Below are 12926 nucleotides of genomic sequence, written 5' to 3'. Positions count from 1 at the left end.
GGGCGTGTCAGACGGTCGCGAGGTTGCGCTCGGACCAGGCGGCGTAGCTGCCCTCGAGCTCGACCACGCGGTAGCCGGCGCGACGCAGGGCGCTGGCCGCCACCGAGTTGCGGACGCCGCTCTGGCAGTAGGTCACGATCGGCCCGTCGGCCGGGAGCCGGTCGAGGTTCCACAGCACCCGACCACCGCTGAGCTGCTCGGAGCCCGGGATGTGGCCATCTGCGTGCTCAGATTTGTTGCGCACGTCCACGACCATCGCCGCGTCGAACGAGGCCAGCTCGTCCGGTCCGATCATCTCGGGGGTCGTGGTGGGCAGGCCCTCGAGGCTGGTCGTGTAGCCGGTGACCGTGTCGATACCAACCCGCAGCAGGTGGTTGCGGTACTCACCGGCGACCTCCTCGTCGGGAGCGAGGACGACCAGGGGCGTGTCCTCCCGCTCGGGGTCGTAGACCCAGGCGCCGAAGGAGGCGGCCTTTCCGGTGCCGGGGATGTTGAGCGCACCGGGAACGGTGCCGGCGTGGACCTCGCCCTGGCCCCGGGTGTCGACGACGACGACCTGACCTGACTCGAGCGCGGCTGAGAGCTCGGCCGGGGCGTACTCGCGGAGCGGAGAAAGTGGGCCGAGGACCGTCGGGCCCTGCCGGTTCTCCCGCTTCATCCGCCCGAAGTACGCGTGCGCATCGGGCTGGCCGTCGAGCAGTTCGTCGACGAAGCCCTGCTCGTCGTCCCGCTCGACGTACCCGCCCCACCAGGCGTAGCGGCGTTCGTAGCCGACGCTCGTCGACGGCAGCGCGCCCAGAGCCTTGCCGCAGGCGCTACCCGAGCCGTGGCCGGGGAAGACCTGGACGTGGTCCGGCAGCGTGACGAACGAGTTCTTCAGGCTGCGGAAGATCTGCTTGGCGCCCTCGAAGCGGGTGTCGACCCCGCCGGCCGCCTCATCCAGCAGGTCCGGTCGCCCGAGATCCCCGGAGAAGACGAAGTCGCCGGTCAGCATGTACCCGGGGGTATCGGCGAACGCGCCGTCGGTGACCAGGAAGGACAGGTGTTCCGGGGTGTGCCCGGGTGTGTGCACGGCCTCGACGGTGATGTTGCCCAGCCTCAGCTGGTCGCCGTGGTGGAGGCGCTCGGCCTCGAAGCCGTACTGCCAGTCGTCGCCGCCCTCGCCGGAGACGTAGGCGGTCGCCCCGGTGGCCTCGGCCAGCTCGCGGGTACCGGACAGGTAGTCGGCGTGGATGTGGGTCTCGGTGACGGCGGTGATCGTCATGCCGTGGCGCGCGGCCAGGTCCAGGTACTCACCGATGTCACGGCGGGCGTCGACGACCACGGCCTCTCCCTTGGCCTGACAGCCGATGAAGTAGCCGGCCTGGGCCAGGTCCTCGTCATAGATGCGTTCGAGAAGCATCGAAGTCTCCTTGTCGATCGGGGTCCCCTTGCGGTGGGTGTGCCACGAACCTACATACCCCGGGGGGTATCCGCAAGGCGGCGGTGTCGGAGGCCACACGGGCAGGGTGGGGCCGGGTGGAGTGCGGAGTGTCGTGCGCCACAACTAGTTGCACGGACTGTGCAATGGTGCAGCTCGCGTGCAAAACTGCGGGGGATCGCGAGTCGCACCTACGCACGAGGAGCCAGCGCATGGCGTCATTTCTCTACCGCATCGGGCGGTCCGCCTACCTCCACCGCTGGAGGTTCATCGCCGCCTGGATGCTGTTGATCATCGGCGTCGGCACCGCCGCGGCCACGCTGTCCCAGCAGACCAGCACCACCTTCTCGATCCCGGGCCTGGAGTCGATCGAGACCCAGGAGCAGATGCAGGAGCGGTTCGCCGGAGCCGGGAGCCAGCTCGACGCCCCGACGGGCACCGTCGTCATCCGGGCGCCGGAGGGCAGCACCCTCACCGATCCGGCGGTGACGGAGGAGGTCGACGACTTCCTCGCCGACGTGCGTGAGCTCGACTTCCTCACCGGGACGGACGAGCTGGTCAACCCGGTTGTCGCCGCCGAGGGACTGTCGGAGCAGCTGACCGCCGCCAAGGCGGAGCAGGACATGCCCCCTGAGCAGATCGAGGCCGACATCGCGGCCCTGAGCCCGCTGAGCCCGGATGAGACGACCGGCACCCTCGAGATCCGGTTCGCGGCCGAGAGCACCACGGACGTGCAGGCCGAGGACCGTGAGGCGTTCGCGGACGTCGTCGCCGAGCACGAGGGCGACCTGACCATCGCCTACTCCGGCAACGCCTTCCAGATGTCCGAGATCAGCGCCATCGGCGAGATCATCGGCATCGCGGTCGCCGCCGTCATCCTCCTCATCACCTTCGGATCGCTCATCGCCGCCGGCCTGCCGCTGCTCACGGGCGTGATCGGCGTCGGGATCGGCATCGGCGGCGTCTTCGCCGCCACCTCGTTCACGGACACCATCAACTCCATGACGCCCACCCTGGCGTCGATGATCGGTCTCGCCGTGGGCATCGACTACGCGCTGTTCATCGTCTCGCGTTTCCGCACGGAGCTGGTCAAACACATCGGCGGAAACGATCTCGAGCCCGCGGAACTCGCGCAGAAGCTCAAGGGCATCGACGCCGCGCAGCGCGCGCACCTCGCCGGGCTCGCGGTCGGCAAGGCCGGCTCCGCCGTCGTCTTCGCGGGACTGACCGTCCTCATCGCGCTCGCCGCGCTGTCGATCATCAACATCCCGTTCCTCACCGCGATGGCGCTGTCCGCCGCCGCGACCGTGGCGATCGCCGTCCTGGTCGCGATCACGCTGCTGCCGGCCATCCTCGGGGCCGTCGGCACCAAGCTCTTCGCGGCCCGTGTCCGCGGCGTCAAGGCGCCCGACCCGGAGGACGAGAAGCCGACGATGGGTCTGGCGTGGGTGCGGAAGATCCGCGCCCGCCCCGTGATCTTCGCGACCGCCGGTGTCCTGTTGCTCCTGCTGTTGGCGCTGCCGGCGGTGCAGTTGCGGCTGGCCATGCCGTCCGACGGCACGATGGCCCCGGACACCCCGAACCGCATGGCTTACGACATGACGGAGGAGGCGTTCGGTCCGGGCCGCAACGCACCGATGATCGCCCTCGTCGACACGCTCGCGGTGCCGGAGGAGGATGGTCCGGCCGCGTGGTCCACAGCCGTCGCCGACATCCAGTCGCTCGACGGGGTGCAGAACGCACAGATCATCGAGACGAACGAGGCCGGAAACGCCGCCCAGGTGCTCATCACGCCCGAGTACGGAGCGACGGACGAGCGGGCTTCGGCTGTCCTGGAGGAGATCAGGGCAGGCGCCACGGACTTCGAGCAGGAGACCGGGGGGACGTACTCCGTCACCGGTGTCACCCCGATCTACGAGGACATCTCCGACCGGCTCACCGAGGTCCTGCTCCCGTACATCGGGATCGTCCTCGCACTCGCGTTCGTCCTGCTCATGCTGGTCTTCCGGTCGATCTGGGTCCCGCTGATCGCCGCGCTGGGCTTCGGCCTGTCGGTGGCGGCGACCTTCGGACTCACCGTCGCGATCTGGCAGGAGGGCTGGGGCGGGATCATCTCCGATCCGCAGCCGATCATCAGCTTCCTGCCGATCATGCTCATCGGCATCGTGTTCGGCCTCGCCATGGATTACCAGGTGTTCCTGGTGACGAGGATGCGCGAGGGGTGGGTGCACGGCAAGACCGCGCACAACGCGGTCGCCAACGGTTTCAAGCACGGGGCCCGCGTGGTCACCGCCGCGGCGTTGATCATGATCAGCGTCTTCGCCGCGTTCATGTTGATCGACGAGCAGTTCATCAAGGTGATGGGTTTCGCCTTGGCGGTCGCCGTGCTCTTCGACGCCTTCATCGTCCGTATGACGATCATCCCCGCGGTGATGTTCCTCCTCGGCGAGCGCGCCTGGGGCCTGCCGCGGTGGTTGGACAAGGTCCTCCCGACCGTCGACGTGGAGGGTTCCGCCTTGGAGACCGCTGAGCCCGGGACAGCCGGGTCCGGGACCGCCGGTCGGCACGCGTCCGGCGACGTGGCCGCGCAGTCCACCGACGCGGGCCGGCACGAGCCCGGGGTCCCCGCCGGCGACGGTGGTGGCGTCGGAACTCGCACCGATGCCTAGCCTTAGTGAGCGCAAGAAGGCCGACACCCGCACCCGCCTCTCGGCGGCCGCAGTGGAACTGCTGGTCGCCGACGGGGCGGAGCGGGCGACGGTCTCGGCCATCGCCGGGAGGGCAGGTGTCTCGACCCGGACCTTCCACAACTACTTCGCCCACCGCGAGGACGCGTTCGTGCACTTCCTACGCGAACAGATCGCCGAATGGGTGCGGGAGGTGGAGCAGGCACCGTCGGACCTGTCGCCACTGGATGCCCTGCGCTCGACGTTCCGCGAGCTCTACGGGCGCTCGGCGGACGACATCGATGCCGCCGAGAACCTTCTAGTGGCCGGGGAACAGATCGGGCTGATGCTCGGTCCGGAAGCCCGGACCGGCATCGCCGAGAACATCCTGGATCCGCTCTACGAGGCGGTCGGCCGCCGCGCACCGCAGCTCACCAGGTTCCGGGTCCGCGTCATGGTCGACCTGAGCCTCGCCGCCGGGGCGTCGGTGCTCAGGCATCGGCCGGGTAGGGCCGGGCCCGCCGACTCCACGGCCGGGTCGCAGAGCCAGGGGCAGGGGACGGTGGACACCCCCGAGTCCTACCTGGACGAGGCGTTCGACCTCCTCCAGCACGGCGCCGCGCCGTTCCTCGAGCGCGACTGACCTAGCCGCAGCGGACGACCTCGCCGTCGACACCGGCCCGCGCGCCGTGCGCTCGCAGACGCTCCGCCAGTTCGTCGGGCGGCGGGTTGTGGTGGCCCAGGTGCACGGCCACCACGTCGGTCCGCTCGTCGACCGCCCCGATGGCGCGGAGTCGCCGGAGCATCGCCCCGAACCGGTCCAGGCCCAGGTGGACGGGGGAGATCTCCTCGCGGTCGCCCAGCGTCTCCTCGAGGAATACCGCGTCGTAGTGGGCGCCGCGCACCGTGGTGAACCACTCGTCGTCCCACGGTCCGGTGTCGCTCGCCCACAGCAGGCGGGTACGGTCGGGCCCGGTCACGTCGTAGAGCACCGCGTCGCCGTCGCGGAACACTCGGTGCCGGGCGGGCAGCACACGCACCTCGTAGGCGCCCACGATGAGCCGGTCACCGGCAGCGACGGGAACGAATCGCACCGGGTCTGCGGGGCCCACCCAGGGCCGATACGCGTCGAGCGCGTCCGCGGGGCCGAGCACCTCCAGAGCACCCGCGTCGGGGACCCACGAGCGGAAGAGCAGGGCCTGGGGACCGAGATGGTCGGCGTGGGCGTGGGTGACGAGCAGATGTCCGACCGCCGCCAGCGAGCGTCCGAGCCGCACGGCCGAGCCGGGTGCCTCCGGTCCGCAGTCGATCAGCAACTCGTCGTCGACAAGTGCGGACGTCTGGCCGCGCACCACGCCGAGCCGGCGTGCCTCGCCGCACGACGGACACAGACAGAACGGGTTGGGCCAGCCGTCCGCGGCTCCGGTCCCCAGCAGTACGACCTCCATCAGGCGCCCGCCCCCGGTGTCGACCCGGGCGCGGGGTCCGGCCCCGCCTCGCGCAGCGGCAATACGGCGCGGCCGTCGCGGCGGTCCAGGACCTCCACCCGCGCGTCGTAGACCTGAGCCACCCGCTCGGCGGTGAGGACCGCCTCGGGCCGGCCGTCGGTGAGCACTCGGCCCCGGTCGAGCAGCACCAGCCGCTCGCCGTAGTGCGCGGCCGAGGTGAGGTCGTGCATCGCGGCCACGACGGTCAGGCCGGTCTCGCGGCGGATGGAGTCCACCAGGTCGAGCACCTGCTGCTGGTGGCCGATGTCCAGCGCGCTGGTGGGCTCGTCGAGTAGCAGCACCCGCGGTTCCTGGGCCAGCGAGCGGCCCAGCACCACCCGCTGCAACTCGCCCCCGGACAGCGTCGTGGCGGTGCGTGAGGCCAGGTCGTGCAGGTCCAGGCGATCGATGACGCGGTCGACGACCTCGTGATCGCCGGCGGTCTCGGTGCCGAACCGGCCGATGTGCGGCGTGCGGCCGAGTCCGATGAGCTCGCGCGCCGTGACCCTCTCGGGGATGACCGGGCGCTGTGGCATCATCGCCACGGTCCGTGCCACCCTGCGGCGACCCGCCCGGCGCGGGGTCAGCCCGTCGACCTCGATGTGGCCGGAGGCGGGGATGAGCCCGGCGAGCGCGAACAGCAGGGTCGTCTTGCCGGAGCCGTTGGGGCCCACCAGGGACACCCACGATCCGGCGTCCACGGAGAGATCGATGCCGTGGAGGATGGCCGTGCGGTCCAGGGTGACGCGCAGGTCGCGGCAGGTCAGGGCGGCGGGCGCGGACGACCTGGGTGGTGTGGTGGTCATATGTGCCCCCGGCTGCGACGCAGGACGATGAGGAAGAACGGGGCGCCGATCGCGGCGGTGACCACGCCGATGGGCAGCTCGGCCGGACTCATCGCGGTGCGGGCGACGACGTCGGCCAGGATGAGGAAGGCCGCGCCGACCAGCAGCGACACCGGCAGCAGCAGGCGGTGCCCCGGCCCGATGAGCATCCGCACGGCGTGGGGGATGACGATGCCGACGAACCCGATCAGGCCCGACACGGACACCACCGCCGCCGTACCGAGGGTCGCCACGATGAGGAGGACCAGGCGCACCCGCGCCGGGGCGATACCCAGCGTCGCGGCCTCGGCGTCCCCGACCGCCATCACGTCGAGGGTGCGACGGAACAGGGCGATCACGGCCACCGACACGATCACGTACGGCAGCACGGTCTGCACGTCGGCCCAGCCGCTGGTCGTGAGGCGGCCGAGCATCCAGGAGTACACCTGCCGCAGGGTCTCGTCGTGGCGCTGCATGAAGAACGTCTGGATGGCGCTGGCGAACGCCGCCACCGCGACGCCCGCGAGGATGATGACGACCTCACTGCGTCCGCCGCCGACACTGCGGCCCAGGGTGTAGGTGGCGAGCACCGCGATCATGCCGCCGGCGAACGCGGCGGGTGGCACCATCGCCGAGCCCATCGCGCCGCCCACCACGATCGCCAGGGTGGCGCCCAGACCCGCCCCGCTGGACACCCCCAGCAGGTACGGGTCGGCGAGCGGGTTGCGGAACACGCCCTGGTAGGTGGCCCCGGCGATCGCGAGCATCGCGCCGACGATCGCACCCAGCACCACGCGTGGGATGCGGATCTCCCACAGGATGACCTGCTGACGCCCGGTGAACCCGGAGTCGATGTCGACGAGCGGCAGCCGGCCCACCAGTTCGAGCACCACGCCGCCCGGGGTGAGGCCGGCCGGTCCGATGAGGGTGCCGAGCAGGACCGCCGCGGCCAGCAGCAGCGTCGCCCCGCCCAGCACCAGGGCGTGGCGGGGCGACGGGTGGGTCACGAGCCGGGCTGGTTCGCGGGGGTCCGCGTGGTATCGGACACTGCATCGGGCACTGCTGCCACGATCGCGGCGACCTCGCGCATGAAGTCGACCACGCGCGGGCCCCACCGGCTGGACAGGTCCTCGTCGACCACGTGAACGCTGCCCTCGCGCACGGCGGTGAGCCCGTCCCACCCGGGCCGCTCGGCCACGACCTCCGGGGTGACGCCGCAGCACTGGCCGTCGGCGAGGAACACGAGGTCCGGGTCGGCCTCGAGGATGAGTTCCTCGGACAGTTGCGGGTAGGGGTTGTCACCGGTGGCGATGGAGGTCAGGCCCAGCATGGAGTAGATCTCGCCGACGTAGGTGTCGTCGGTGACGGTGTAGTAGGTGTCGTCGAGCTCGTGGAAGTACGTCAGCGGGGTCTCGCGCTCCGGCACCGAGGCGACGATCCCGTCGATCTCGCCTCGCATCCGCGACACGAGTTCGACGGCCTCGCCGATGTGCCCGGTGGCGGCCCCGACCTGCTCGAGCTGGGTGTAGGTGTCGTCGAGGGTCTGCGCGGCGGGCAGCTGCAGCACCTCGACGCCGGAGCGTTCGAGGCCGGCCACGATGTCCCCGGTGTCGTCGGTGAGCACCACGAGGTCCGGCGCGTACCCCAGGATCGCCTCGAGGTTGGGCGTGTAGCCGGACAGGTCGGTGGCCGGGGCGTCGGAGGGGAAATCGGAGCGCTCGTCGACCGCCACGACGCTGTCCCCGGCGCCGACGGCGTAGAGCATCTCGGTGGTGGTGGGGGCCAGAGACACGATCGCCTGTGGCTCGTCCGCCGCGGCGGAGGTCTGGTCGGCCGGGGCCGGCTCGTCGCCGGCGGACCCGCTGCACGCGGTGGCGACCAGCGCCGGGGCGGCCAGGAGGGCGACCAGCAGTGTGCGGGACCGGCGGGCCCGGCGAGCCGGGGAGTGGCCGAGGTCGGTCGGGTGGGGCATGGCATCCTCCGTGGTTCGGAGGACGAAAACAGCTCGGGCCGCGGCCGGGGCCGCTGCACGCGACCGTCCTTCGTCCGAGGTCAGTACGTACGGCTGCCGCGGTACCGGCCGATCTGGCTCGCCCGCCCGAGACGGGATCACAGTTGCGGGACAGCGTCGGATTCGCACCGACTTCCGCCGAGTTGCCGCGGGGGGTCCGACGCTGTTGGCCGGACCCGTCGAGGGTATCCCACCCGTCGCCGCGTCCGCCCATCCTGCGCCTCCGCTGCCGCCCCTGTCCGAGCCGCCCCCGCGTCTGACCGAGGTGGGGTGAGGGCACGCGGAGGCGATGGAGTCGGTCCGGGGAGGATGGTTACCGAGACCTGTCGGCAGTGGGAGAGGACCGTGGAGATGACTGCGACGACGAATTCTGCAGGCGAGGGGCCTTCGGCCGGGGATCTGCGCGAGCAGGGTTTCGCGACCCGGCGCGAGGTGATGAGCGACGCCTTCGTCGACCGTGCCATGGATCGGGCGGCCGGGACGGCGTCGGAGGCGATCCAGCACGTGGTCGCAGAGAACGTGTGGGGCAACATCTGGAACCGGCCCGGGTTGGACCGACGGGATCGCAGCCTGCTCAATATCGGGATGCTCGTGGCACTGCGCGCGGACGCCGAGCCGGCGGGGCATGTACGCGGCGGGCTGACCAACGGGTTGGCCCGCGAGGAGATCACCGAGGCGGTCATCCACGCCTCGGGGTACTGCGGCGCGCCGGCGGCCCTCGCGGCGATGAGGACCGTCCAGACCGTCTTCGACGACCTCGACGGGTGATCGCCCACACGGCCCAAGGACGTCATGGACGTCATGGACGTCAGGTAGTCTCGACACGAGAGTGACAGACGCCACCCCTCGATCAAGGAGCCCCTCATTAAGAGCACGATGATGCCGGAGCAGTTGAACATCAGCACGATCCTGCAGTTCGGTGCGACCGTCCACTCCGATGCGGTCGTCACCACCTGGACCGATCAGGGACCACGGAAGATCACCTACGGCGATCTGGGCAAGCACGCCGCGCAGCTGGCCAACGCGCTGCGTTCCCTGGGGGTCGACGGTGACCAGCGGGTCGCCACATTCCAGTGGAACAACTCCGAGCACTTGGAGGCCTACCTCGCGATCCCGTCCATGGGCGCCGTGCTGCATCCGCTGAACATCCGGCTGTTCCCGGACCAGCTCGAGTTCGTGGCCAACCACGCAGAGGACAAGGTCGTGATCGTCGACCCGAGCCTGATCCCGCTCCTGCAGCCGCTCCTGCCCCGGTTCTCGACGGTCGAGCACGTGATCGTCACCGGTGGGGGCGCCGCGAACCTCGAGGCTCCCGAGGGCGTCCGGGTGCACGACTACGACGCGCTCCTTGCCGCCCAGTCCACCGAGTTCGATTGGCCGGAGGTCGACGAGAACTCCGGCGCCGCGATGGCCTACACCTCGGGCACCACCGGCGACCCGAAGGGCGTCGTCTACTCGCACCGGTCGATCTACCTCCACTCGATGCAGGTGTGCATGTCCGACGGCATGGACATCTCGCTTGACGACAACGTGCTGGCGATCGTGCCGATGTTCCACGCCATGTCGTGGGGGCTGCCGTACGCGGCCTTCATGGTGGGCGCGTCGCTGATCATGCCCGAGCGTTTCCTCCAGCCGGAGCCCCTCGCGGCGATGATCGCCTCCGAGCGTCCGACGCTGGCCGCCGCCGTCCCCACGATCTGGCAGGCCGTGGACGCGTACAGCGTGGACCACCCCATCGACATGTCGAGCTTCCGCGCCGTGGTCGTCGGCGGCAGCTCGTGCCCGCCGGAGCTGATCCGTAAGTTCCGGGACAAATACGGGATCAACATCGTCCACGCGTGGGGCATGACCGAGACCTCGCCCATCGGCACCCTGTCCCGCCCGAAGGCCTCCCTGCCGGAGGAGGAGCAGTTCGAGCTCCGCATGACGCAGGGCCGACTCATCGCCGGCGTGAAGGCCCGTATCGTCGACGATTCCGGCCAGGCCCTGCCGTGGGACGGCGAGTCCGTCGGCGAGCTGGAGGTCCGCGGCCCGTGGGTCACCGGCAGCTACTACAAAGTGGACGCCTCGGACTCCTTCGACGACGGTTGGCTGCGCACCGGCGACGTGGGGTATATCAAGCCCGAGGCGTTCCTGCAGCTCACCGACCGCGCGAAGGACATCATCAAGTCCGGTGGCGAGTGGATCTCGTCCGTCGAGGTGGAGAACTACCTCCTCGAGCACCCGTCCGTGGCGGAGGCCGCCGTGATCGGTGTCCCCGACCCCAAGTGGGACGAGCGGCCGCTGGCCACCATCGTCGTCAAGGACGGTGTGCCCGACCCGAGCGTCGAGGAGCTGCGCGATCACCTGGCCGAACGGATGGCCAAGTGGCAGGTGCCCGAGAAGTTCGCGTTCGTCCACGAGATCCCCAAGACCTCCGTCGGCAAGCTCGACAAGAAGCGCATCCGCGTCTCGCATTCCGACGGCGAACTCACCGTGGTGAACGCCCTGGAGAACTAGCCGGCGCCGGGCCCGCTGGCGGCGGCTACCTCCGCCGAGTGGTCACTTTCGTTCACATTCTCCCTGGTGGCGACTCCTGGGAAGCGACGTTTGTGACCACTCGGCGAGGTGATGGGCAGTGTGGTCCGCCTGCCGATCAGTGCGTCCACGTGGCGCCGAGGATCGGCAGCGTGCCGCGCAGCGCAGCGCAGGGGCCGGGCCGGTAGACCCTCTCGCACGGATCCCCAGGGATGGATACGCGGATCCCCAGGGATGGATATCGGACGCCTCTTTGACAGGTGACCACAATGTGTGACACCAGGCATAAGCTGTCGCGCGAATACCGAAACCGGTGGTGTCGATTCTTCCACCCGACCCCGTCGGCCGACAGCCCGGCCGGCCTTACGCGCGAGCGACCAGTGCGTCGATGTCTACGCCGTCGGGCAGGGCCCCGTACTCGGCCGAGCGGTCGTCGCCGAGCCGGGCCAGGCAGAACGCCTCCGCGACCGACGCCGGAGCGTGGCCCAGCAGGACCGCGCCCTGCTGGGCCAGCGCCATCGCCTCCACCAGCCGGCGAGCGATCCCGGGGGCGGCGTCCGGGTCGCCGGCGGCGCGACCGATGAGCCCGCGCACCCGCCCGACGTGCCGGTCGTACAGTTCGTGGCCGCCCAGCTGCGCGGCCAGTTCGGCGTCGAACGCGGCCACGGACTCGGGTTCGCGGGCCATCGCGCGCAGTACGTCGAGTGCGATGACGTTGCCCGAGCCCTCCCACACCGCGAGGACCGGCTGCTCCCGGTAGCGGCGCGCGAGCGGGAACGACTCGGTGTACCCGTTGCCGCCGAGGCACTCCAACGACTCGTAGGCGTGGTTGGGCCCGCGCTTACAAATCCAGTACTTGGCGACCGCGGTGGCGAGCCGGCGGTAGGGGGCGAACTCCTCGTCGTCGTACGCCGAGGCCAGGCGCAGGGCGGTCCACGTCGCGGCTTCCGCCTCGAGCTGCAGGTCCGCCAGGACCGTGGCCATCGCGGGCTGGTCGATCAGCGTCGCGCCGAACGCGGCCCGGTGCCGGGCGTGCCACGCCGCCTCGGCCACGCCCTGGCGCATGCCCGCCGTCGCGCCGAGGACGCCGTCCAGGCGGGTCCGGCCGACCATCTCGATGATCGTGCGCACACCGCGGCCGGGCTCCCCGACCATCCAGCCGAGGGTGCCGTCGAACTCCACCTCCGAGGACGCGTTGGACTTGTTCCCCAACTTGTCCTTGAGGCGCTGCACGAGGAACGGGTTGCGTTCGCCGCCGGGCAGGACGCGCGGAACGAGAAGGCAGCTCAGACCCTCCGGGGACTGCGCCAACACCAGGAAGGCGTCCGACTGCGGCGCCGAGCAGAACCATTTGTGGCCCCGGAGCACGTGCAGGCCGTCGCCGAGGGGCTCGGCGGTGGTGGTGTTGGCGCGGACGTCCGAACCGCCCTGCTTCTCGGTCATGGCCATCCCGAACAGCACGCCCGATTTGGTGGCGGGATCGCGCAGTTCGGGGTCGTACACCGTCGACAGCAGCGCCGTCTCCCACTCGGCGGCCAGCTCGGGGCTCAACCGCAACGACGGGACCACCGCGTGAGTCATCGACAGCGGGCACCCGTGGCCGGCCTCGATCTGCGAGACCAGCATGAATCCCACGGCCCGCTCGACGTTCGCCCCCGGCCCCGGGTCGGCCCACGCCGAGGTGTGCAGCCCGCGGGACACCGAGTACTCCATGATCCGGTGGTAGGCGGGGTGGAACTCGATCTCGTCGACCCGGTTGCCCCACCGGTCGTGGGCGCGGTGCACCGGGGTGAGGGTGTTGGCCAGCTCCGCATCGTGTTGGTACTGCTCGGTGCCCACGTGGCGGCCGATCTCGTGGAACCTCTCGACGCGGGCGTGCGGCGAGAAGACCGCGACGGCCTCCTGCAGTGCCGGGTCGAGGGCGTACTCGTCCACATCCACGCGGGGCGGCGCCTGATTGAGGACCTCATGCGTGGTGTGGTTGCGCGTGGTCGACATCGT

Annotated in this window: 9 protein-coding genes, 1 pseudogene and 1 riboswitch; of the genes and pseudogenes, 4 read left to right on the top strand and 6 right to left on the bottom strand. The window is 70.6% G+C overall.

Annotated features, from left to right (window positions below):
- Window positions 1–7 precede the first annotated feature (7 nt).
- Window positions 8–1402: an MBL fold metallo-hydrolase gene (locus NJE57_RS15480; RefSeq protein WP_319029412.1), complete on the bottom strand. Its 1395-nt coding sequence runs from the start codon at window positions 1400–1402 to the stop codon at window positions 8–10.
- 230 nt (window positions 1403–1632) lie between these two features.
- Here NJE57_RS15480 and NJE57_RS15475 point away from each other — a divergent pair, with 230 nt between their 5' ends.
- Together NJE57_RS15475 and NJE57_RS15470 are read left to right on the top strand one after the other, a co-directional pair.
- Window positions 1633–4089, top strand: coding sequence for an MMPL family transporter (locus NJE57_RS15475; protein ID WP_319029411.1), 2457 nt, complete (start codon window positions 1633–1635; stop codon window positions 4087–4089).
- A complete protein-coding gene (locus NJE57_RS15470; protein ID WP_319029410.1) occupies window positions 4082–4729 on the top strand; it encodes a TetR/AcrR family transcriptional regulator in 648 nt (215 codons plus the stop codon). The genes NJE57_RS15475 and NJE57_RS15470 overlap by 8 nt, the downstream gene beginning before the upstream one ends.
- 4 nt (window positions 4730–4733) lie before the next feature.
- Here NJE57_RS15470 and NJE57_RS15465 read toward each other — a convergent pair.
- The 4 genes and pseudogenes from NJE57_RS15465 to NJE57_RS15450 form a co-directional block, all read right to left on the bottom strand.
- Window positions 4734–5534: pseudogene (locus NJE57_RS15465) on the bottom strand (MBL fold metallo-hydrolase); the annotation flags it as partial.
- The gene (locus tag NJE57_RS15460) at window positions 5534–6379 is read right to left on the bottom strand and encodes an ABC transporter ATP-binding protein (protein ID WP_319029408.1); all 846 of its coding nucleotides are present in this window, start codon (window positions 6377–6379) and stop codon (window positions 5534–5536) included. The pseudogene NJE57_RS15465 and the gene NJE57_RS15460, both read right to left, overlap by 1 nt.
- Window positions 6376–7404 carry an iron ABC transporter permease gene (locus NJE57_RS15455; RefSeq protein ID WP_319029407.1) on the bottom strand — a complete coding sequence of 343 codons (1029 nt, stop codon included), beginning with the start codon at window positions 7402–7404 and terminating at the stop codon, window positions 6376–6378. Before NJE57_RS15455 ends, NJE57_RS15460 begins: the two co-directional genes overlap by 4 nt.
- Window positions 7401–8369 (bottom strand): ABC transporter substrate-binding protein, encoded by a 969-nt coding sequence (locus NJE57_RS15450; protein ID WP_319029406.1) that lies wholly within the window; start codon window positions 8367–8369, stop codon window positions 7401–7403. The genes NJE57_RS15455 and NJE57_RS15450 overlap by 4 nt, the downstream gene beginning before the upstream one ends.
- Window positions 8370–8457: 88 nt before the next feature.
- Window positions 8458–8603: riboswitch (cobalamin riboswitch) on the bottom strand.
- A gap of 156 nt (window positions 8604–8759) precedes the next feature.
- Here NJE57_RS15450 and NJE57_RS15445 point away from each other — a divergent pair.
- Window positions 8760–9176 carry a carboxymuconolactone decarboxylase family protein gene (locus NJE57_RS15445; protein WP_319029405.1) on the top strand — a complete coding sequence of 139 codons (417 nt, stop codon included), beginning with the start codon at window positions 8760–8762 and terminating at the stop codon, window positions 9174–9176.
- Between the two features lie 96 nt (window positions 9177–9272).
- The gene (locus tag NJE57_RS15440; protein ID WP_413464426.1) at window positions 9273–10907 is read left to right on the top strand and encodes a long-chain fatty acid--CoA ligase; all 1635 of its coding nucleotides are present in this window, start codon (window positions 9273–9275) and stop codon (window positions 10905–10907) included.
- Window positions 10908–11288: 381 nt separating this feature from the next.
- Here NJE57_RS15440 and NJE57_RS15435 read toward each other — a convergent pair whose 3' ends face one another.
- The gene (locus NJE57_RS15435; RefSeq protein ID WP_319029403.1) at window positions 11289–12923 is read right to left on the bottom strand and encodes an acyl-CoA dehydrogenase family protein; all 1635 of its coding nucleotides are present in this window, start codon (window positions 12921–12923) and stop codon (window positions 11289–11291) included.
- Between the last annotated feature and the right edge of the window lie 3 nt (window positions 12924–12926).

The organism is Dietzia sp. PP-33 (genome assembly GCF_033790845.1).
GTDB lineage: Bacteria > Actinomycetota > Actinomycetes > Mycobacteriales > Mycobacteriaceae > Dietzia.
Note: the sequence above shows the minus strand (reverse complement) of the source record. Positions and strands in the feature narration are given on the sequence as shown.